Source organism: Novosphingobium sp. BL-S-20 (genome assembly GCF_055521635.1).
The window spans coordinates 1,562,551-1,584,112 of record NZ_CM145494.1; the positions used below are offsets into that span (position 1 = coordinate 1,562,551).

General features: G+C 60.4%; 20 protein-coding genes, 1 tRNA gene and 1 pseudogene. 6 read left to right on the forward strand and 16 right to left on the reverse strand.

Features of this window, described 5'->3' with window-relative positions:
* Window positions 1-4 precede the first annotated feature (4 nt).
* The 8 genes from ACZ1II_RS15190 to ACZ1II_RS15225 all read right to left on the reverse strand — a co-directional run bounded on the left by ACZ1II_RS15190 (window position 5) and on the right by ACZ1II_RS15225 (window position 8,074).
* Window positions 5-784, reverse strand: coding sequence for an MBL fold metallo-hydrolase (locus tag ACZ1II_RS15190; protein ID WP_465147191.1), 780 nt, complete (start codon window positions 782-784; stop codon window positions 5-7).
* Window positions 781-1,557, reverse strand: coding sequence for a TatD family hydrolase (locus ACZ1II_RS15195; RefSeq protein WP_465147192.1), 777 nt, complete (start codon window positions 1,555-1,557; stop codon window positions 781-783). Before ACZ1II_RS15195 ends, ACZ1II_RS15190 begins: the two co-directional genes overlap by 4 nt.
* Window positions 1,557-3,116, reverse strand: a complete 1,560-nt coding sequence (gene metG / locus ACZ1II_RS15200; protein WP_465147193.1) for a methionine--tRNA ligase — start codon at window positions 3,114-3,116, stop codon at window positions 1,557-1,559. The genes ACZ1II_RS15195 and metG overlap by 1 nt, the downstream gene beginning before the upstream one ends.
* Window positions 3,117-3,247: 131 nt before the next feature.
* Window positions 3,248-4,222, reverse strand: coding sequence for an AAA family ATPase (locus tag ACZ1II_RS15205; protein ID WP_465147194.1), 975 nt, complete (start codon window positions 4,220-4,222; stop codon window positions 3,248-3,250).
* Entirely contained in the window at window positions 4,219-4,848 is a 630-nt protein-coding gene (gene tmk / locus ACZ1II_RS15210; RefSeq protein WP_465147195.1) for a dTMP kinase, read from the reverse strand. Before tmk ends, ACZ1II_RS15205 begins: the two co-directional genes overlap by 4 nt.
* Window positions 4,845-6,005, reverse strand: a complete 1,161-nt coding sequence (locus ACZ1II_RS15215) for a D-alanyl-D-alanine carboxypeptidase family protein (protein WP_465147196.1) — start codon at window positions 6,003-6,005, stop codon at window positions 4,845-4,847. Before ACZ1II_RS15215 ends, tmk begins: the two co-directional genes overlap by 4 nt.
* A gap of 73 nt (window positions 6,006-6,078) precedes the next feature.
* Window positions 6,079-7,026 carry an SPOR domain-containing protein gene (locus ACZ1II_RS15220; RefSeq protein WP_465147197.1) on the reverse strand — a complete coding sequence of 316 codons (948 nt, stop codon included), beginning with the start codon at window positions 7,024-7,026 and terminating at the stop codon, window positions 6,079-6,081.
* Window positions 7,010-8,074 carry a lytic murein transglycosylase gene (locus ACZ1II_RS15225; protein WP_465147198.1) on the reverse strand — a complete coding sequence of 355 codons (1,065 nt, stop codon included), beginning with the start codon at window positions 8,072-8,074 and terminating at the stop codon, window positions 7,010-7,012. The genes ACZ1II_RS15220 and ACZ1II_RS15225 overlap by 17 nt, the downstream gene beginning before the upstream one ends.
* 337 nt (window positions 8,075-8,411) lie before the next feature.
* On the opposite strand from ACZ1II_RS15225, the gene ACZ1II_RS15230 reads away from it, so the two are divergent.
* Window positions 8,412-8,501 (forward strand) — tRNA-Ser (locus ACZ1II_RS15230).
* Between the two features lie 180 nt (window positions 8,502-8,681).
* Window positions 8,682-9,983 (forward strand): tyrosine-type recombinase/integrase, encoded by a 1,302-nt coding sequence (locus ACZ1II_RS15235; RefSeq protein ID WP_465147199.1) that lies wholly within the window; start codon window positions 8,682-8,684, stop codon window positions 9,981-9,983.
* 114 nt (window positions 9,984-10,097) lie between these two features.
* Here the strand turns inward: ACZ1II_RS15235 and ACZ1II_RS15240 are convergent, their stop codons facing one another.
* Both ACZ1II_RS15240 and ACZ1II_RS15245 read right to left on the reverse strand, forming a co-directional pair.
* On the reverse strand, window positions 10,098-10,709 hold the full coding sequence (locus ACZ1II_RS15240; protein WP_465147200.1) for a class I SAM-dependent DNA methyltransferase: 612 nt from the start codon (window positions 10,707-10,709) through the stop codon (window positions 10,098-10,100).
* Between the two features lie 44 nt (window positions 10,710-10,753).
* Entirely contained in the window at window positions 10,754-10,960 is a 207-nt protein-coding gene (locus ACZ1II_RS15245; RefSeq protein ID WP_465147201.1) for a helix-turn-helix transcriptional regulator, read from the reverse strand.
* 201 nt (window positions 10,961-11,161) lie between these two features.
* Here ACZ1II_RS15245 and istA point away from each other — a divergent pair, with 201 nt between their 5' ends.
* The 3 genes and pseudogenes from istA to ACZ1II_RS15260 form a co-directional block, all read left to right on the forward strand.
* Complete coding sequence (gene istA / locus ACZ1II_RS15250) at window positions 11,162-12,685, forward strand: IS21 family transposase (RefSeq protein WP_465145349.1); 1,524 nt, start codon at window positions 11,162-11,164, stop codon at window positions 12,683-12,685.
* Window positions 12,675-13,481, forward strand: a complete 807-nt coding sequence (istB, locus tag ACZ1II_RS15255) for an IS21-like element helper ATPase IstB (RefSeq protein ID WP_465145348.1) — start codon at window positions 12,675-12,677, stop codon at window positions 13,479-13,481. Before istA ends, istB begins: the two co-directional genes overlap by 11 nt.
* 30 nt (window positions 13,482-13,511) lie before the next feature.
* Window positions 13,512-13,859, forward strand: a pseudogene (locus ACZ1II_RS15260) (transglutaminase-like domain-containing protein); the annotation flags it as partial.
* A gap of 213 nt (window positions 13,860-14,072) precedes the next feature.
* On the opposite strand, the gene rpoD reads toward ACZ1II_RS15260, so the two are convergent.
* From rpoD to ACZ1II_RS15285, 5 genes are all read right to left on the reverse strand, one after another.
* Complete coding sequence (gene rpoD, locus ACZ1II_RS15265; protein WP_465147202.1) at window positions 14,073-16,106, reverse strand: RNA polymerase sigma factor RpoD; 2,034 nt, start codon at window positions 16,104-16,106, stop codon at window positions 14,073-14,075.
* 70 nt (window positions 16,107-16,176) lie between these two features.
* Entirely contained in the window at window positions 16,177-16,449 is a 273-nt protein-coding gene (locus ACZ1II_RS15270; RefSeq protein ID WP_465147203.1) for a hypothetical protein, read from the reverse strand.
* Window positions 16,450-16,460: 11 nt separating this feature from the next.
* Window positions 16,461-17,138, reverse strand: a complete 678-nt coding sequence (locus ACZ1II_RS15275; protein ID WP_465147204.1) for a cold-shock protein — start codon at window positions 17,136-17,138, stop codon at window positions 16,461-16,463.
* Between the two features lie 344 nt (window positions 17,139-17,482).
* The gene (locus ACZ1II_RS15280; protein ID WP_465147205.1) at window positions 17,483-17,788 is read right to left on the reverse strand and encodes a hypothetical protein; all 306 of its coding nucleotides are present in this window, start codon (window positions 17,786-17,788) and stop codon (window positions 17,483-17,485) included.
* 321 nt (window positions 17,789-18,109) lie between these two features.
* The gene (locus ACZ1II_RS15285; protein WP_465147206.1) at window positions 18,110-18,655 is read right to left on the reverse strand and encodes an SDR family NAD(P)-dependent oxidoreductase; all 546 of its coding nucleotides are present in this window, start codon (window positions 18,653-18,655) and stop codon (window positions 18,110-18,112) included.
* A gap of 319 nt (window positions 18,656-18,974) precedes the next feature.
* Here ACZ1II_RS15285 and ACZ1II_RS15290 point away from each other — a divergent pair, with 319 nt between their 5' ends.
* Complete coding sequence (locus ACZ1II_RS15290) at window positions 18,975-19,523, forward strand: opacity protein (protein WP_465147207.1); 549 nt, start codon at window positions 18,975-18,977, stop codon at window positions 19,521-19,523.
* A 382-nt stretch (window positions 19,524-19,905) separates the two neighbouring features.
* Here the strand turns inward: ACZ1II_RS15290 and ACZ1II_RS15295 are convergent, their stop codons facing one another.
* Complete coding sequence (locus ACZ1II_RS15295) at window positions 19,906-20,511, reverse strand: DedA family protein (RefSeq protein WP_465147208.1); 606 nt, start codon at window positions 20,509-20,511, stop codon at window positions 19,906-19,908.
* Window positions 20,512-21,562 lie beyond the last annotated feature (1,051 nt).

The following is a 21,562-nucleotide window of genomic DNA, read 5'->3' on the forward strand; positions in this document are numbered from 1 at the left end:
TGGCTCATGGTTCGATCACCATCCCGTCAAATGCGACCCGGACATTCTCGGGCACTTCACCGCTGAGTGTCGCATAATCCATGCTCTTGTCGAGATGCGTCAGCACGGCCTGGCCGACGCGGCAGACTTCGGCGATCTCCAGCGCCATGCCGAGATGCGCGTGCGTCGGATGCGGTTCGCGGCGCAGGCAGTCCACCACGAGCAGATCGGCGCCGTAGCACAAGTCGATCATGCCTCTGGTTATTTCACTGAAGTCTGTCATGTAACAGACTGATTTTCCGTCACAATCGAAGCGAAATGCGGTCGATTCGGTCGGGCCGTGCGGCATCTGCACATGGTCGACGCGGAAGCCTTCGCAGAGCCGCAAGGTATCGAGATTGTCGAGCGAGATCAGCGTCGGATAGCCGAATTGCCCGGCGAAGACGTAACCGAAACGCTGGCGAAGGCGCCGCACCGTTTCCGAATTCGCGAAACCGGGGATCGGCCCGGCGCGGCCGTAGCGTAGCGGCCGCAGGTCATCGATGCCGTGGCAGTGGTCGGCGTGATCGTGGGTCCAGAATACCGCGTCGATCCGGTGGATGTCGTTTGCCAGAAGCTGCGCGCGCAAGTCGGTCGAGGTATCGACAAGAATGCGGCTGCCGGCATCGCTTTCCAGCATGATCGACACGCGGGTACGTCGGTTTTTCGGCTCGCCCGGATCGCAAAGGCCCCAGTCCGCGCCGAATTCGCCGCCGAGACGCGGCACGCCGGTCGAAGTGCCGCTGCCGAGAATGGTAACTTTCACGCGGCGGCTTTCTTGAACAGATTGAAGAAGTTGCGCGTAGTCGTCTCACCGAGTTGTTCGATGGAAACATGGCGCAAATCGGCCACGAACTTGGCCGTATCGGCGGTATAGGCCGGTTCGCAGCGCTTGCCGCGATGTGGCACCGGGGCAAGGAACGGTGAGTCCGTCTCCACCAGGATGCGATCTTCCGGAATGGTCGGAACTACGTCCTGCAAGTCCTTGGCATTCTTGAAAGTCACAATGCCGGAAATTGAGATCGAAAGACCGAGATCGAGAACTTTCCGGCCGAAATCGGCGCTGGCTGTGAAGCAGTGGATCAGCGCCGGGAAGGCCCCCTTCCCCGTCTCGTCCTCGAGGATGCGGAACGTATCGTCCTCGGCATCGCGCGTGTGGATGATCAGCGGCAGACCGGTTTCGCGCGCGACGGTGATGTGCGTGCGGAACAGGGCCTGCTGAACCTCGCGGTCCGACTTGTCGTAATAGTAGTCGAGGCCGGTTTCGCCGATGCCGATAACCTTGGGATGGCGAGTCGCTTCGAGCAGCGCCGCTTCGCCGAGGTCGGCGTGCTGGTCGGCCTCATGGGGATGAATGCCGACCGAGGCCCAGACGTCGGGATGGCGGGCAGCGGTGCCGACCACCCTCTCCCACTCGCTGCGTCGGGTCGAGATGTTCAGGAATCCGCGAATGCCTGCCGCACGGGCGCGGTCGAGGACGCCGTTCTGGTCCTCGACGAGCCCTTCGTATTCGAGGTGGCAATGCGAATCGATGAACATCAGGCGCTGGCCTCTTCCGGGAGTTCCAGGCGGGGGAACACGCCGACGGGCTTGTCCACCTTGAAGCCGGTGGCGACGAGCGCTGCGAACCAGTCCTTGTCTACCAGAGCGGCATAGTCGCGCGCTTCTGCTGTAAGGCCCATCTGGTCGAGCAACTTGTCGATCGAGGTCGGCACAACCGGGCGCACGGCAATGGCCAGATCGCGCACGACGCGGAACAGCATCATCAGCACGGCTTCCATGCGCTGCGGATCGGACTTGCGCAGCGCCCAGGGCGCCTGCTCGTCGACGTACTGGTTGCAGGCGAAGACAGCACGCATCCACGCTTCCAGGCCTTCGCTGAACGAGAGTTCGTCGAAGCTCTTGCGCAGGCCCGTGATGCCTTCGGCAACGGCGGCAAGCAGTGCGGTGTCGGCCTCGGTTTCCGGAAGTCCTGACTTAACAACGCCGTCCATGTTCTTGAAAATCATGGATAGGCTGCGCTGGGCAAGATTGCCGAAACTGTTCGCCAGCTCCGCGTTTGCGCGCGTGACGATGGCCTCGGCCGACCACGAACCGTCCTGCCCGAAAGCCACCTCGCGCAGGAAGAAATAGCGCAGGGTATCGACGCCGAAGGTTTCGGCGAGGCCGATCGGGTCGGTCACGTTGCCGAGCGACTTCGATTCCTTCTGCCCGCGATTGAGCAGGAAGCCGTGGCCGAAGACCTGCTTGGGCACTGCGAGACCGGCGCTCATCAGGAATGCGGGCCAGTAGACGGTGTGGAAGCGAACGATATCCTTGCCGATCAGGTGGACGTCGGCAGGCCAGAACTTCGCGAAATCGCCGGTTTCCTCGGGGAAGCCGAGGCCGGTGATATAGTTCGTCAGGGCGTCGACCCAGACGTACATCACATGGTTCTCGCTTCCCGGAACCTTGATGCCCCAGTCGAAGCTGGTGCGCGAGACCGAGAGGTCGCGCAGGCCGCCTTCGACGAAGCGCAGGATTTCGTTCTTGCGCGTTTCGGGGCGGATGAAGTCGTTCGAATTGTAGAGTTCGATCAGCTTGTCCTGATATTTAGACAGGCGGAAGAACCACGATTCCTCGACGGTCCATTCTACCGGCGTGCCCTGCGGAGACAGCTTTTCGCCATTCTCTCCGGCAACGAGTTCACCCTCGTCGTAATAGGCTTCGTCGCGGACCGAGTACCAGCCCTCGTAGCGGTCGAGATAGAGGTCACCATTGGCTTCCATCCGGCGCCAGAGTTCCTGCGTCGCGGCGTGGTGGCGCGGCTCGGTGGTGCGGATGAAGACATCGTAACCGATGTTCAGAGCGTCGCACATGTCCTTGAAGTGACCGGACATTTCCGTGGCGAGCTGCGCGGGCGTGATGCCGAGGTCGCGGGCCTTCTGGGCCATCTTCAGCCCGTGTTCGTCGGTGCCGGTCTGGAAGCGGACATCGAAGCCTTCGGCCTTCTTGAAGCGGGCGATGACGTCGGCGGCAATCGCTTCATAGGCATGGCCGATGTGCGGCTTGCCGTTGGGGTAGCTGATCGCGGTGGTGATGTAATAGGGCTCGCCCATGCGGCGTCGCGCTTTCTTTTCAAGAGTGCCAGAGCATTTTCTAATCAGGTGGAATCACCTGATGACTCGGAAAATGCGCCAAACCAACAACCTAGAGCAGTTGATCCGATATTATCGGATCGGGAACTGCTCTACCGAGCCGCTTCTCTAGGCATCGCCGTCGATGCCAGCAACCCGCCAATTTCCATAATCAGGAGCCCGGCGTCGAAATTGTAGGTCGGCGCCTGGGTGGACAGCTTGGTGAGCGTGCCGTGTGCTTCGATCAGCCGCATCTGGCGCGCGGGAGACGCGTGCGGCAGTTCGTTGGCCAGCACGGTGCGGGCCAGTTCCAGCGTGGCCAGTTGCCGGTCCCGCGCGGGGCGGGCGCCCATTTCTTCGGCCAGGCTACCGCGCAAATGGTATTCGGCGTCACCCTCCCGCAGGATCTGCATCATCAGCCCGTGGATCGCGCCGAGGTCATGTTCCACGAAACTCAGCGCCACGCCGGGCGAGCCGTGCGCGGCGGCAATGGCGGCGCGGCGCATCTCGGCATCGGACTGAGGCAGGTCGCGGCGGATGACCTCGTCGAGCTCGCGCTCGTCCAATGCGGCGAAGCGCAGCACACGGCAGCGCGAACGGATGGTTGGCAGCAGGCGCCCGGGCTGGTGGGCGAGCAGCAGGAAATAGGTTCCCGCCGGTGGCTCTTCCAGCGCCTTGAGCAGGGCGTTGACCGCGCTCTTCTCCATGTCGTCGGCGGGATCGATGATGATCGCGCGGCGATCGCCCATGGTCGGCTTGGTCGCGAGGCGGCGGATCATCTCGCGGACCTGATCGACCGAGATGTTGCGCTTGGTCTGGTAGGGCTTGCCCTCGGCCTTCTTTTTCGCCTCGTCGTCATTGGCGGGAAGATGTTCGAGGATGTGGATGTCCGGGTGCATTTCCGGATCGGGGCGTGGCTCTCCCGGCGCCCGCACAAGCTGCGCGGCAGCCGTGCGCGCAAAGGCGGCCTTGCCGAGACCCTTGCTTCCGGCGAGCAGCCAGGCGTGGTGCATGCGTTCGGAATCGATCGCGGAGAGCCATTCGTTCCAGGCGGCGCGTTGGCCGATGAAGGGAAGATCTTCGCTCACCGGATAGCGTCCAGCGCGGCGAGGATGCGGGCGCAGGTCTCTTCCGGCGTGCCGTCGCCGTCGATGCGGGCGAAGCGCTCGGGTTCGGCATCTGCGAAACGGGCGAAAGCCTGCGCCACGCGGTCGTGATAGGCGGCCTCGCGCCCGCCGATCAGGTCGGTGCCGTTGACATCGCGCAAGGCGAGGCGTTTGGCCGCGACTTCGGGAGAGACTTCGATCAGCACCGTCACGTCGGGAAGCATGTCGAGGCTGCCGATCCCGTGGAGCGTGCGGATGTCTTCGTCCGAAAGCCCGCCGCCGCCGCCCTGATAGGCACGGCTTGAATCGAGAAAGCGGTCGCAGATGACCCAGGCACCGCGCTCCAGCGCAGGCCGGATCAGCCGTTCGACATGGTCCGAGCGGGCAGCGGCGAAGAGCAGCGCTTCGGCGCGGGCGCCCCAGCCTTCTCCGCCGACACCGTCCAGCACGAGCGCGCGGATAGCTTCGGCCCCGGCGGTGCCGCCCGGCTCGCGCGTGGTCACAACTTCGATGCCCTGCGCGCGCAAGGCTTCGGCCAGCAGGCGCGACTGGGTGGACTTGCCTGCCCCCTCGCCGCCTTCCAGCGCAATGAATCGTCCTCGGATCATGAGAAGAAGCTGATAAGCCCGTTCATCATTCTGTCCAGCGGTCCGGCGACGCCGACGTCCTTGCCGGCGTAGAGCGGGATATGGCCCGGCGCGAGGCCCTCGACCTTGATCTCCAGCTCGCCGACCTGATCGCCCTTGCGGATCGGCGCGACCAGCGGCCCCTTGTAGTGGACCGCCAGCGAGACTTTCTCGTGCCCGCCCTTGGGCAAGGTGGCATGGACCTCGCGGTCGGCGACGAGCGGCACTTCACGGGCGTCGCCGCCCTGCACTTTCGCCTGGGCGACGGGCTGCCCCTTGTCGAAGAGATGGCGCGCTTCCCAGGCCGAGAAGCCCCATTCGAGCAATGCCTTGGCGGCATCGTCGCGGACCTTGGGCAAGGGCGAAGCTGCCAGCATCATGACCAGACGGCGCCCGCCGCGTTCGGCGGTGCCGAGGAAGTTGTAGCCCGCCTCGCGGGTATAGCCGGTCTTGATGCCGTCCGCGCCGGGGATCACGCCGACCGTGGGGTCGTGGCTGCGCAGGGGGATGTCGCGCCACATGTAGTGCTTCACGCCCGAGAACTCGTGAAAGAGCTGCGGATGGCGCGTGATCATGGCATCGGCCAGCCTGACCATGTCGCTGGCGGTAATGTAGGTATGGCCGTCGTCCATCCAGCCATTGGGCGTGTTGTAGTGGCTGCCGGTCATGCCGATGCGGTGCGCGGCGGCGTTCATCATCGCGGCCCAGGCGGGGACACTGCCTGCGTATCCTTCGGCGAGGACCACCGCGCCGTCGTTGGACGAGGCGGTCATGACGCCGTGAAGAAGGTCTCGGACGGTAGGATGATCCTTTTCCGTCAGATACATGGACGTACCTTTTGCGAACCATTCCCTGGCCGTCTCCGGGCGGACGGACATGCGACGGTCAAGACTGAGGCGCCCTGCGTCGATCTCCTCGAAGGCGACGAAGGCGGTCATGACCTTGGTGACCGAAGCAGGCAGGAACGGCACGTCCGGGCGGCGCTGCACGAGCACCTGACCGGAGCCGATGTCGACCAGTATGCTGACCGGCACCGGCGCGAGTTGCGGCGGCGGCGCGGGAATCGCGGCACTGGCGGCGCTGGACAGGCTGGCGGCGACGACACTCGCCGGAGCGGCGAGCAGGAGGGCAAACTTCACTAGGGATTTCAAGACGCGACTTCTCCCCGCGCGCCCGGGACGGACGCGGTGGCCTGCGCGAAACGACCCGACATCAATCCGCGCGCTGGATTCGTGCGTCGCTATACCCTGCCGCCTTGGCCTTCTCCAGCGCTGCGGCGGCTTGTGCACGGTTTGCGAAAGGACCGATCTGGACGCGCCAGAACTTGCCGGATTTGATCACATCGGCGCCGACTTGTTTGGCCGCCTTGCGCGCATTGGCCTCGATGGAAAAGGCGCCGACTTGTACGATTTCGCCACCTTTCGTCACCGGGGGGCGTGTGGGAGGCTTGGGCTTCGTCACCTCGGCAGGTTCCGGCTTTGGCAAAGGTATTGGTTTGGGAGCCTGAGAGGCAGGAGTGATTGGTTTTTGCGGCGCCGATTTCACTGCGGGAACGGGAGCCGGTGCCAACGGCGTCGGCGGGGTGAGAGCTCCTTTCGGCATCGTCGGCGGTGTGGAAGGCGGAGGCAGAAGCGGCGACTGCTCGGCGAGCTTGCGGCGCAGGACCTTGAGCAGGCCTTCCGGCGTCTCCATCCGCTCGGGTGCCTTGCTGCCGGAACGGAGCGCGGCCCGCTCGACTTCGGGAGGATTGACGCGGCGAACCCGCACGGGAGCGTGGCTGCCCGGCGTCAGACCAAGCTGTGCCGCGGCATTTGCCGAAAGCTCTACCAGTGCATCATTGACCATCGGCCCGCGCCGTTCGAGCCGGATGAGGATCGTGCGGCCGGTATCGAGTGCGGTCACTTCCACGTAGCTCGGCAGAGGCAGGGTCTTGTGCGCGCCGCTGGTTCCGCCCCCCTCCCCGATCACGGCATAACCTACCGCATCGTAGCTGAGCTGGTCCGTCGGCGTCCAGGTGACGCTGCCGATCGTGAACGGCTCGCCCACCACCACGGGATAGTCCGCAGCGGGTCCCGTCGCCGGAGCTGCCTGCGCCCCAAAAACGGGAGCAGCAAGGAACAGCGCCGCAAACGGCACGCAATGGCTAACGGGCAATCTCATCTGCAAGCAATCCCACGGACAACGCGTAATAATTCGAGCAGTTGTACTGGAGGATCACCCGATAATTACCGGTTAACAGATAGGCCGGCGTCCCCGGTCCGTCGGGCTGGAACAGCGAGGCCTGCACGTCGCTGCCGATGGCGCTCTGTGGGGTGACGCCCAGTGCGCGCCACTCGGATACGGACTTCCATTGGCCGTGGCGGGCATGGACCCGGTCGCAGGTCGGTGCGGCGAGCTTGGAGGCATAGGCGTTAGCGTCGAAACCGGCAGGCAGGGAAACGCGCACACCCCAGGGCTGGCCCGGACGCCATCCGGAATCGCGGAAGTAGTTGGCGATCGAAGCGATGGTATCCGCCGGGCTGGTGAAGATATCGCGCGTGCCGTTGCCGTCGCCGTCCACCGCGAGGCGCAGATAGACGCTCGGCAGGAACTGCGGGTAACCGAAGGCCCCTGCCCAGCTTCCCTTCAGCCGATAGGTCGGCACCCCCTGGTCCACCATCTTGAGCAGCGCGATCAGCTCGCCTTCGAACAGGCTGCGGCGGCGCCCTTCCCAGGCAAGCGTCGCCAGCGATCGCGCGAGATCGAAATCGCCCACGTAGCTGCCGTAGTTCGTCTCATGCCCCCAGATCGCGAAGAGCACCGGAGCGGGCACGCCATAGCGCCGCTCGATCGAGGGAATGATGCCGGAAAGATCGGCATAGCGTGCGCGGCCCCGTGCGATGATGTTCGGGCCGACGTGCTGGGCGATGTAAGGTCCGATCGGCGGCGGCGTGGTCGCGCGGCTCGGCTGCGCCGAATCGAGTTCTACAACCCTTTGATTCGGCGTAAGTCCCGTCAGGACGCGCGAAATCGTCGCTTCGCTGACGCCTTCCCGGCGCGCACGGGCGCCAACCGTTTGCAGATAGCTCTCGAAACTCTGGGTGGGACCAGCCTGGCTGCCGATATTCTGAACGACCGGCTGCGCATCCGATGAGACCATCGGCACGGCGGCAAGAACGGCGGCAACGAGCGGAAAGCGCAAGGAACGAAGCTTCGAAGCAAAAGTCATCACCAGCAAATCTGGCACATTGCTGCGCTCTTGCAAATGCCCGCCGAGCATCGCCCGTGGACAGTCATCGCAAGCGTGTTGCCGTCCATCCCAAACGGACTTTGCAGGCAGGGCTTGCAAGCCGCCCCGATTTCTCTATGCGCTGGAGCCAACGGACAGGTGGCCGAGTGGTTTAAGGCAGCGGTCTTGAAAGCTGTTGGGGGGAGCGTCCCCGTGCAGAGTGGACTGGCGGAAAAGGAGCTTAGTTAGAATCGCTTAGCAGCGGGTCTGGAAATGGCTAAAAAGGGTGGCAGCGCCGCCTTCTAGCAGATTTCTAACCGCGCCGCCAAAATGGTATGGAAGTGTGGCCGAGTGGTTTAAGGCACTGGTCTTGAAAACCAGCGACGGTGCAAGCCGTCCGTGGGTTCGAATCCCACCGCTTCCGCCAACAGCGGACACCCTGTCCGCCAAGTGCCCCTCCCAAGACATCCCAAAAAGTCCCAAAAACGGCTGATTTTCGCCGATTTATCTGCTATCATCGGTCCCGCTTAGACCCGCTTTGTTCCACTCTAGCCCATGGCAGAGTGGGGTACAAAGTGGGGTATCGGAATCGGGAAAGTGGGGTATCGTGCTTACGGACAAACAGGTGCTGAACGCCAAGCCGAGAGAGAAGGCTTACAAGCTTTCGGATTCGGGCGGGCTGTTCCTTTATGTGACGAAAGCCGGCCTCAAATCCTGGCGGATGAAATTCAAATTCGAAGGCAAGGAGAAGCTCCTGACCTTCGGATCCTACCCGGACGTCAAGCTTAGCCAGGCCCGGGACAAGCGAGACGCTGCTCGCAAACAGATTCAGGACAATGTCGACCCCTCCGGTGTCCGTAAGCGTGCCCTTGAGGCCAAAGCAGCTGAAGCCGCTGAACTGGCGAAACTGGTTACCTTCGAATCTGCCGCTCGAACATGGTTTGGAATGCACGCCTCTCGCTGGACGCCGGTCCATGCCGACGACGTGATCACAAGCCTTGAGCGGGATATCTTTCCTCTGCTGGGAGCAAAGCCGGTCGTGGCCATCGATGCACCCGCAGTTTTGAAGACGCTTCGCATCGTTGAGGATCGTGGGGCGATCGAGACGGCCAAAAGGCTGAGGCAGCGTATTTCGGCTGTTTACGCCTACGCAATCTCCGAAGGGATTGTGGGGCATGATCCGGCAGCAATCGTCGGTAAGGCACTGAAGCCGCTTCCCAAGAAAGGGAAACAGCCAGCAATTACGGATCCGACCGAAGCGCGTGAGGTCCTCATCGCCGCCGAGGCATCGGGTGCATATCCGATAACAAAACTGGCTTCCCGTTTGCTTGCACTCACTCAGGCCCGGCCGGGAATGATCCGGGGCGCAGAGTGGACGGAGTTCGAAGGCATCGATTGGGCGGACGCATCATTTGGACCAACTCTTCCGATGTGGCGTGTTCCGGCAAACAGGATGAAGCTCGTCCTTGATCTTAAGGATGAAGCATCGTTCGAGCATCTCGTTCCATTGTGCTGGCAGGCGGTTGAGGTCCTGCGTGCTGTGCGTCCGCTAACCGGTCGTGGAAAGCTGGTTTTTACCAGTCAGCGTCACGGACATCGCCCTCTCAGCGAGAACGCCATGGGCTACCTGTATAACCGCGTTGGTTTCTACGGACGGCACGTCCCGCATGGATGGCGGTCCTCGTTCTCGACGACAATGAACGCCCGCGCCGTGAAGCGGAGGTTGATGGCTGACCCCGAAATCATCGAGCTGATGCTGGCCCACGTTCCTCAGAACAAGGTGAAGGCGGCGTATGACCGCGCGGGCCACATGGAGCGCCGGCGAGAGCTCAGTCAGGAATGGGCTGATTTGTTGATGGATGGCATGGCGCCGGCGAGCAGCCTGGTTGAGGGGCTGCGCCGAAATTAACGAAGAGAACTTGGTAAGATGGTTGGGGTTTGCTCATATATTAATGATATTAAACGATTAATGTCATGCAATCAGCAAGCCTAACCGGCGTCGGTTTTCGGTTTGGAGAGTTGACTAGCTTCGTTTTTGGGCGAGCCAAACGGTTCGATGGCCGCAGGTAGGATCTTCCTCTCTGTGGTCGATCACCTCGAAACCGGCCGAGGAGAGCAAAGTCCTGTATTCTACGGGGGATAGGCTGCCGTGATAAAGGGGAGCTCCTTCCAGGTCGCCTATCGCACTGCCCTCGCGCGGGCCGCTGGTAAACATCAATGCGGCACCATTGGCGGCATGGACCCCAAAGCGCTCAAACATGGGGCGCTGATCCTCAGGCGAGAGATGGAAGAAGCTATCCCATGCTAGCAGTCCATGGAATTGCTGAGGCAGCGCGAGCTTTCTCATATCCATGAGATGAGCTTGCGCACCTGGCATGTTGGCCTTGAACATTGAGAGCATCGCGGCCGCTGCATCGACGCCGGTAATGACAAAGCCCCGGCTAGCCAATTCGCGTGCAAGTGGAAGACCAGAGCCGCAGCCTATATCGAGCACCGCCGCGCTTTTCGGGAGCAGCGCCGAAAAGCGATCAAGCCAATCCCCCTCCGAGAGCTTGTTGCCCCGTAAAGCCGCCCATGCCGTTCCGTGGCGCTGATAGACGTCGATAACATCGAGAGGTGCTGGTTCGTTTGACACGAATGCGGTTGTACAGCGGTTTGGAGGGGGTGATCCACACTCGTCTACCAATCGTCGGCAGCTTCAACCGGAGGCTTGCGCAGCCACTCCTCAACAGCACTTTCCCTCCAGGCCGTGCAACGCGACGAAATGCGGACCTGTCGCGGAAACGTCCCTTGGTCGATTTTTCTGTATAAAGTAGAGCGTGTTAGGCCGGTTATCTCCAAAACTTTGTTAAGTCTCAGAAAGCGATCGGTGATCCCATTGTTCATATAGAATCTCCATAAAACAGAAACTTAAGTTGAAAATCTCATGCTGATACTAGAATATCTGTTATTCAGGCCTCGGGGGTGATTTTCGCTGTTGATTGCCACTGAGAAGTGACCCGGGAAGCGCCCAAATTTCCATTGAGAATTGACCCATGTTGAACTCGGCCCTGGCTTTGGCGAGCGAGGGATCATGGAGTGTTGGACATGGCGTTATTGAGCGTTATCCGGCGCTGGCATTACCGCGATCACCTTTCGATCCGCGAGATTGCGAGACGGACCGGCCTTTCACGTAATACGATCCGCAAGTATCTGCGGTCGGACACGATCGAACCCCATTTCAAGGTGCCGGATCGTCCGAGCAAATTGGACCCATTCGCTGATCGTTTGTCGGCCTGGCTAAGGCGAGAGATGAGCAGGTCGCGCAAGCAGAAGCGCACGATCAAGCAACTGTACGCCGACCTGCTCAGCTTGGGCTACGATGGCTCCTACAATCGGGTCGCGGCGTTCGCCCGGAGCTGGCACGAGGAATATCGCCGGCAGCAGCACATAAGCGGCCGCGGCACATTCGTGCCGCTTTCCTTCGCCGCCGGAGAAGCTTTCCAGTTCGACTGGAGCGAGGATTGGGCGATCATCGCCGGCGTGCGCACCAAACTTCAGGTGGCTCACTTCAAGCTCAGTTACAGCCGCGCGTTCGTCGTCAGGGCCTACTTGCTGCAAACGCATGAGATGTTGTTCGATGCCCATAACCACGCATTCCGTGTGCTGGGCGGCGTGCCGCGCCGCGGGATTTACGACAACATGCGCACTGCGGTCGACAAGGTCGGGCGAGGCAAGGAGCGAAGCGTCAACACCCGCTTCCTGACGATGGTCAGCCACTACCTGTTCGAAGCCGAGTTCTGCAATCCGGCCGCAGGGTGGGAGAAAGGCCAGATCGAGAAGAACGTCCAAGATGCACGGCACCGTTTGTGGCAACCGATCCCACAAGCGCAGAGTCTCGATGCGCTGAACCGGTGGTTGGAGGAGCGCTGCAAGGCGCTGTGGCAGGAGATCCCACACGGGATCGAGCCGGGCTCGGTTGCTGATGCGTGGGCGGACGAGGCAGAATACCTCATGCCAGTAGGGCGGCCGTTTGACGGCTTCGTCGAACATGGCAAACGCGTCTCTCCGACCTGCCTCGTCCATTTTGAACGCAACCGCTACAGCGTACCGGCCTCCTTCGCGAACCGGCCAGTGAGCCTTCGGGTCTATCCCGACCGCTTCCTGGTGGTCGCCGAAGGCGGGATTGTGTGTGAGCATCTTCGGATCATCGATCGATCCCATGATAGCCCAGGCCGCACGGTCTACGATTGGCGTCACTATCTCGCGGTGGTTCAGCGCAAGCCAGGAGCCTTGCGCAATGGCGCTCCGTTCCTGGAGCTTCCCGACGCCTTCCTGCGATTACAACGCCATCTGCTGCGCATTCCCGGCGGTGATCGGGAGATGGTCGAGATCCTGGCCTTGATCCTGCATCACGATGAAGAAGCGGTTCTCACCGCTGTGGCCATGGCCTTGGATACGGGCGTTCCAACCAAAACCCACATCCTCAACCTCCTCCACCGATTGCTCGATGGAAAGCCGGTCACCACCCCGCCGGTTACGGCGCCGCAGGCGTTGAAACTGGTCAGTGAGCCCATGGCCAATGTCGAGCGCTATGATGCTCTGCGTCAGGAGAACCGCCATGCGTCATGACCCTGCCAGCGGCGCCATCGTCGTCATGCTTCGCGACCTCAAGATGCACGGGATGGCCCAAGCCGTCACCGACCTCATGGCGCAGGGTGCGCCTGCCTTCGAGGCCGCAATCCCGATCCTGTCGCAGCTGCTGAAGGCCGAGACAGCGGAGCGCGAGGTGCGTTCCGTCGCCTATCAGCTCAAAGCTGCGCACTTCCCGGCGTATCGCGATCTGGCCGGCTTCGATTTTACCAGCAGTGAAATCAACGAGGCCCTGGTACGTCAGCTCCACGCCTGCGATTTTATCGACGTTGCCGACAACGTGGTCCTGGTCGGCGGTCCGGGAACCGGCAAGACCCACATCGCGACGGCCCTGGGCATCCAGACCATCGAACACCACCGCAAGCGCGTCCGCTTCTTCTCAACGGTGGAACTGGTCAACGCGCTTGAGCAGGAAAAGGCGCAGGGTAAGGCCGGACAGATTGCGGGAAGGCTGGCCCATGCCGACCTCGTGATCCTCGATGAGCTGGGATATCTGCCGTTTAGCGCCTCAGGCGGAGCGCTGCTGTTCCATCTGCTCAGCAAGCTTTACGAGCGTACCAGCGTCATCATCACCACCAACCTCAGCTTTAGCGAATGGGCCAGCGTGTTCGGCGATGCCAAGATGACAACCGCGCTTCTCGATCGCCTTACTCATCACTGCCACATCCTCGAAACCGGGAATGACAGCTTCCGGTTCAAAAACAGCTCCGCCCAGCGAGGCAGACCACGAAAGGAGAGACGCCAGCTTGACCCGTCGCTGACACAAGAAACATAATCACAAGCCGGGTCACTTCTCGATGGAAATCCCGGGTCACCTCTCAGCGGCAATCAACATGCAATGGACACCTACCGATCGCGTTACGGTGTCTGCCGCGATTTTGCGCACCTGATGATCAGCATGACGAGGGCAAGTGCTATCCCTGCGCGCTTCTGTAGTGTTTATGGGATCGGCGTGGAGCCTCAGGACTTCCACGCTGTGGCCGAAGTCTTTCTGGACAACACTTGGTATTTGGTCGATCCGACGGGGATGTCTAAGGCCGACACGATGGCCAAGATCGGCGTGGGCCGCGATGCCGCTGACGTGTCATTCCTTACCAGCTACGGGAGCGTCGAGATGCAGAGCCAATCGGTACAAGTAACGCAGGTGGCTTGAGGCCGCCCTTAGTCGATCTTGTGGGTACAGAATTTGGACCCGAATGGGCAAGGACGGCTTTATTAGCGCTGGAGAAAGAACCGCCTGTTTTGATGGCAAAAGATGATTTTTTGCGCATCGGGGCGGTTCCTGTATGCCTATCCGATTCTCTGAGCGGTGGGATCCTCAGGCGCGCACCGTTCGCAGTTCGGTCAAATCTTGAGCTACTCGTCCTTAATCGAGGAACGCGCGCATGATGCGCGATCGGCTCGGGTGCTTGAGCTTGCGCAGCGCTTTGGCCTCAATCTGACGGATACGTTCGCGGGTCACCGAGAACTGCTGCCCAACCTCTTCCAGCGTATGGTCCGTCGGCATACCGATGCCGAAGCGCATGCGCAGCACGCGTTCCTCACGAGGCGTCAGCGATGCCAGCGTGCGAGTGATCATTTCCTTCAGGTTGTTCTGGATCGCCGCGTCCACCGGGATGACGGCGTTCTCATCCTGAATGAAGTTGCCGAGATTGCTATCTTCCTCGTCGCCGATCGGCGTTTCAAGGGAGATCGGCTCCTTGGCGATCTTCAGCACCCGCTTCACCTTTTCGAGCGGCATCGAGAGCTTCTCGGCCATTTCCTCGGGCGTGGGCTCGCGGCCCTGATCGTGAAGGAACTGACGGCCGGTGCGGACCAGCTTGTTGATCGTCTCGATCATATGGACAGGGATACGGATCGTGCGGGCCTGGTCCGCGATCGAGCGCGTGATCGCCTGCCTGATCCACCAGGTCGCGTAAGTCGAGAACTTGTAACCGCGGCGGTACTGGAACTTGTCGACCGCCTTCATCAGGCCGATGTTGCCTTCCTGGATGAGATCCAGGAACTGCAGACCGCGGTTGGTGTACTTCTTGGCGATCGAGATCACCAGACGCAGGTTCGCCTCGACCATTTCCTTCTTGGCGATGCGTGCCTCGCGCTCGGCCTTCTGGACCATGTTGACGATGCGGCGGAACTCGGGAAGCGCCATGCCGGTGGCGGTGGCGATGTCCGACACCTCCAGACGGATGCGCTCCGCAGGCTCGGCCTCGTTTTCCGCGAAGGCGGCCCACTTCTTGTCCGTCTTGCCCACTTCGGCGACCCAGGTGTCATCCAGTTCGCTGCCTGTGTAGGCCTCAAGGAAGTCGGCGCGCTTCACCTTGTGACGCTCTGCAAGTCGCAGCATCTGACCGCCCAGTGTCGTGAGGCGACGGTTGAAGGAGTAAAGATTGTCGACCAGATGTTCGATCTTGGTCGCGTGGAACTGCACGGATTCGACTTGCGCGGTGAGATCCTCGCGCAGTTGCAGGTACTGGTCTTCCTTGGCGGCCGGGAAATCGATGCCCAGCGCCAGCGCTTCCAGACGATCGCTCTGCAGGCGCTCGAAGGTGCGGAACAGTTCGGTGATGAGCGCGAATTTCTCCAGCGCTTCCGGGGTAAGCGCAGCTTCCATCTGGCCAAGTGAGAGGGTGTTGTCCTCTTCATCGTCCTCGACCCTGCGCTTGGGAATCGGGTTGCCGTCCTCGTCGACCTCCTCCGAGCTGTCCTCGGCGGAATCGTCATCGTCCTTGAAGGAAGGGCCGGCGGTGGCGGCGGAAATCTCGCCGTCGGCTTCACCGTCCTCGCCCAGGTTCTCGGGCTGCGGCTCCTTGGAGAGCATCGCGTCGAGATCGAGGATCTCGCGAAGCTGCATCTCGCCATTGTTGAGCGCCTCGGACCACCCGATGATCGCGTGGAACGTCATGGGGCTTTCGCACAACCCCATGATCATCATGTCGCGGCCGGCTTCGATGCGCTTGGCGATGGCGGCCTCGCCCTCGCGGCTGAGCATCTCGGCCGCGCCCATTTCCTGCAGGTACATGCGCACCGGGTCGTCGGACCGCGCGGCCGTGTCGGCCTTGCGGGTCTCGCCGGGACGGCGCCGTGAATTGCCGTAGTCGAACTCGGAATCCGAGCCGCCCTCGTCATCGCGACCATCAACGGCCTCGACACCGTTTTCTTGCTCGCCGTCCTCATCGTCATCATCGTCGTTTTCGATGATCTTGACGCCCATTTCCGAGATCGCGGCCATGATGTCCTCGATCTGATCGGTGGTCATCTGATCCTGCGGCAGAGCGGCGTTCAACTCCTTGACCGTGATGACGCCCTGGCTCTTGGCACGCGCGATGAACCGCTGGACGGAACCCTTGTCCAGGTCGAGGAGAGGAGAGTCGTTGTCGCCGCTGCGATCGTCGTTAGTCATGCAATCCGTTGTCGTCTTATTGGCCTTCATGACGATCGTTCCGTCAGGACAAGGCTGGGTTTTCAGATCATCAGGCTGACAAGGCAGCTGGGGAGCAGCCTTTCAGACAGGAATGAACCACCGTTGGTATGGGGTTCAGGTAATGCGGCCGGGCATTAATTCCAGAAGAAATCTGGTTCGCCCACAGCAGGGTGCGTTGCGTGTCCGAGAGAGGACGGCACGTCATCGCCCCAGCGGACAGTCTGTCGAAGGCGTGTGGTCGGGCGTTCGACATGAGATGCACCTTGATCGCGATACGATCAAGGAGAGCCGGAAATAAGGCCATGGCTACTTGGGCAGCCATGGCCGGATTCCTCAACGCTGAACCAGATTCACGGCCGACGCCTTGCCGCGGCGATCGATCTCGATCTCGAATTCTAGCTGATCACCTTCCGAAAGGCCGTGCAGACCGGATCGCTCGACGGCACTGATATGCACGAACGCATCAGGCTGGCCATCATCGCGGACGATGAAGCCGAAGCCCTTGCTACCGTTGAAGAACTTGACGGTGCCGGTAGCCTTTTCCCCAGTCGACTGGCGCGGAGCAGGAGCGCGCTCGCGGCGCTCGGCAGCGATGACCTCGCCAACGATCGTCAGATCGGATGCGGAAACCTTGCCGTTACGCTCGACCAGCTGGAACTCCAGCTGCTGACCTTCGGCCAGTGTTTCGAGGCCGGCGGACTGCACGGCGCTGATGTGCACGAATGCGTCGTCGCCGCCGCCCTCAAGCTGGATGAAGCCGAAACCCTTGTCAGGATTGAAGAACTTGACCGTACCCCGGCCTTGGCCGACGACTTGGCCTGGGCCGCCGCGCGAACCGCCGCCTCTGCCAAAACCACCGCCGCGCGATCCACCGAAGCCGCCACCGAATCGATCACCTGCGCCGCCGAACCGGTCACCACCGCCAAAACGGTCGTTACCGCCGCCCCAGCGATCATCACCACCGCCGAACCGGTCACGACCGTGACCGCGATTTCCCCTGTCGAAAGTCATTTTCTTATTACCTTGCGCTACGCTCGAAGAAACCAATCCTCGCGAGTGAACGTAACACGCAAGGCCGCAGGACCCGTTTCAGGATGCAGGATAAAAGACGATAGCAGTGTAGCGACACCTTGGCGACCAGAGTTCTGCGCACAGCTTGATGTTTTGCCGGTTCGCGGCTTCGTTACAGGGGGGGGCAAGATTTTGCTCACGTTCGATAAGCAATCGGGCTGCGGCCGCCGTTTCTCAGTCCTTAATTTCCATGGCTGCAGTTGAGCCGACCGCATTTCTTCAGCGTGTTCGGCACGGAAAATCCTGAAGTGCAGAGAATTATTCTAAGGTCTGTCTTTGTTTTATTACCGAGGAAACGACCACTCCCCGGTCTCGCAGTTTTTCGGATCGAAAGAAGCAATTGCGAGCATGGTATGAGCAGGTTTACCGGGCAAGGTGATGAGGAATCTGACCGAAGCCACCCATTTGCCACCAAGCTTCTTCCTGCCAACCTTCAGATCCCTGAACTCGAAGCCGTTGCTGCCGGGTGGCAGACCGTTGCTTATCTGCAGCAGCAGATCGCGCAGGAAGGTGGGATGACGCGTGCGGCAAATGTCTTTGGGCTCGGCGGCTGTGAGGTCTGCCTTTTCGATGTCATAGGTGGTTGGCATTGACTTGGGTTCCCTTGCGTCGGGACTGCACCCGGACATTGCGGTAGCAACTAGATACGCGCCGGTTATTGTGGCTGCGAAATTTCTCATCACCTTCTCCGAAAATCGGCCTGGGGCGCTCTGTTGCGAACATTTGAAGTTTCTTTGTCCCAATGAACGACCCGATGTTCAGGTATCACTGATCTGCAGAAAAGCAGGCAATCTAACTGATCCTCAGGCGCGTTCCAGCCTTAGACCCTTCAGACCGTTCAACTGTCGGTTCTTACACCCCTGATGCAGGCGTTCCGCTGGCCCGAATACCGTCCTTGCTCGGCGTCTGGCTCAGCCATCCGCCGACAAGGTAACACCCTCCCATTCATCGATCTTACGTTCCATGTGCTTGTATCGTTCGCTTACCAGGCGCAGGGCGTCGCTACCCAGCAGCAACTGCTGTGGCGGCGCGTCGGCATTGATCAGGGCGAGGACAGCCTGGGCGAGCTTAGCGGGATCGCCAGCCTGCTTACCGCTCTTTTCCTTGCGCGCAGCCCGGATCGGATCGAACTGGGCGTCGTGGGCGGCGATCACGCGGAAGCTTCGGACCATCGATCGTCCTGCCCAATCTGTGCGGAAGGGGCCCGGGCAAAGAGCCGTGACGTGCACGCCAAAGGGTGCCATTTCCGCGCGCATTACTTCGGAAATGCCCTGAAGGGCAAACTTGCTGCCGCAGTAGTAGGCAATCCCCGGCATGGTAATCATCCCGCCCATCGAGGTCACGTTGACGATGAAGCCGCGGCGACGTTCACGAAAACGCGGTAGCAACACCTTGGCGACCGCGACCGCTCCAAAGACATTGACGTCGAACTGACGGCGCATTGCTTCTGCGGTCAACCTGTATCGCCCCGGACAGGATCGACCGCGCATTGCCACGATTTGTCAAAGGTCAAAAGATCAAAAGGTATCGTTTCGACTGCAGCCGATGCCCTTCGATACAGCAGTTAGTTGTGGTGAATGACGCTGATAGCGATCGATGTGCAGTCAAATAAGAAAGTGAAATCGCTGGAATCAGAGCAGGAATCTTCGCGCTAAATAGCGAGAGTGATATTTTTGTCACGACCAAAAACTCTTGTTTCGGGTGGAAACCCTTTTCAATCGTACCGGTTAAATTGCCATAGGTATTTATCTATCGTGTTTTATATTGGAGGTATTTATGAAGATACTTCTTCTTGCGGCCGTTACCTGCTGCTTTCTGCCTGCTTTGGCTTCGGCACAGGAAACTGCGCCAGATGGAACCGATGCATTCGGGGTCGAGCCATACGTCGGGATCCTTGGCGGATATCACACTTTCGACAAGGATAGCGAGTTCGGCTCACCACGCGGCGGCAGCTTGAACGGCGCACTCATCAGCGGGATCGCCGGTGTCAACATCCCTCTCGGACCCGTGTTTGTGGGCGCTGAAGGGAACGCCAGCAAAGGCTTCAGCGACATCGATTGGGAATACGGCGTTCGTGGCCGGGTCGGGGCACGCGCGGGTGAAAGCGGGATGGTATTCGCTTCGGCCGGATATCAATGGGTCAACGGCAAGCGCGCCTATAGTGATCAGAAGGACTGGATTTATGGCGTAGGCGTCGAGGTCGGTCCCAAGGACATCGGCCTCGGGGGCGTGACCGGCAAAAGTGGAATTCGCATTCGCCTTCAAATGGAAACCTACGATTTCGACAGCCTGCGTCCCATGGGCGGCGTGGTCTTCCATTTCTGAAGTTCCGTCTAAATCCGCCGCTGCCAACATGAGCAGCGGCGGACTTGCTTTCAGTCATAGTCACCGGCTGAGTGCCCAGGGACACAATTGTCCCAACCCGGCAAACCGAATATTCTTCCGGTCACCGAGGTCAATCGCTCGCAGATCGCAAAATTTTTGGGCATGGATTGTTCGTTATATTTTTGCAGATGGCTGCTGTTTCGAACTTCAACCTCGTACCATCACTCTGAACAATCGAGCCCACATCGGGGAGGCAATGGCGGGCGCCCTACCCTGCGAATCCATACCGAAATTTGGGAAATTTGCTTGTCGAAGCGAGGATGCGGTACGTTCTCCAGCGCGGTGGTTCGGCTGCTACGCCGGCAACCCGCAAGGCGGGCAACTACGGTTGGCGAGTCTTATTGAAGGTCGCGACCCGATAGAAATAGGCAATGGCGATGAATATCATGATCAGGGTACCGGCAGGTCCCATGTACCGATCGACCTGATCGAACTTGTCTCCCAACAGAAAACCGGCAACTCCCAAGAGGCTTGTCCATGTGCCAGCGCCGAGAAGGGTTAGGAGGAGGAAGCGAACAGGTCTCATCCTGAAAACGCCAGCGGGTATCGAAATGAGCGTTCGGATACCTGGAACAAGATGGCCGATCGGGACAGCCCAACCGCTGGACTTGCGAAAACGCTCTTCCAAAGCCGCTATATGTTCAGCAGAAAGAGTTATCCAGCGTCCATGCCTACCTGTCCATCGTTTGAGACGCTCAGCGCCTGTCCATCTGGCGATGATGTACCAGAAGATCGCGCCAGCGGTCGTTCCAAGGGTGCCTGCGATCAGAATGCCGGGGAGCGCAAGTTTGCCCTGACTGGCGGTGAAACCTGCCATGGGCATGATGACTTCGGACGGAAGCGGTGGGAACACGTTCTCCAGAAACATCAGCAGGGCTATGCCGAAATAGCCCATTTCTTCGATCAGATTTGTAATCCACTCCGTCACAAACAGTCTCTCGATGCGGGAATTCCCGAACTGCAGCAGTTTGGAAAGGCAGGATCAAGTGATTGAGCCGGCGTGCACGTGTGAAAGCCCCCAGCTCCGCATTGAAAATATCTGGAGGGATTTCCGCGTCGTTTGATGTCGTCGCGTTGCCGAGACCGCCAACGGGAAGTGCGCCTGGTGCTCAAGAGTTTGACCCGATATTATCGTTGCTGCCCAGGATTGCCGGTTCCGCTACAAAGCGGCAAATGGGTCGATGTCGAGAGGCGCTCGAAATCCTGGCCCTGCCATTTTGAAGGCGGATCCTGCCGCCCAAATCAGGTGGTCCTCGAGTGCTCGACCGGGTCAGCGAGGTCCCGCCTCCACCTATCGAGGTGGTCCTTCATATTCTGATGAAGCGAGTGCAAGAGTTCGATGTCCAGCCCTGGACCTGAACTCGGTTGCATTGCTGCCTTGATGGCACAGTCCAGGCGATCCCGTTCCAAGGCCAAAAGGTTGAAGAGCTTTTCTGGCATATTCAGGGGGTCCGGTAGGAATTGCAGTGCATCTTGAGCATATCGCTCAGATGCTTGCTGAGGTTCCCAATGGGGCGAACCTTAATCGCAGACAATCGACACGTTACAAGGATGACAGCAAGAATAGCTGCTCGAATTTCTCGGTCCGTCTTCGGGCGGGATCAGGTAGGCAATCATGGAGGCCGCCCCTCACAGGAGGGACGGCCTCGAGATCGGCGCCGCCGGGGGTAGGTCCGCCGCCGAGCTTGGAGGATGTAACATCCCGCAGGACTTGTTGTTCCCTAACCGAACGTCGGCAATCTCGTGGCAGTTGCAGGCAAATGGAAGCTGCGACAGTTCTGTGGAAACGGTGAGCCAAGAATCCCGCCCTGAAACGCGACTGCGGCGCGGAACGAGACCATGGGCTGCACTATCTGCGGAACCTTGAAATTTGCACCTCATTCTCAGGACTGTTCTCTCGGGGCGATACCAATAATTGTTCGTTTCTCGCCGCCTAACAGGCTGCCTTGTATCTGCGGCATCTTCCCGCAAACGAACGA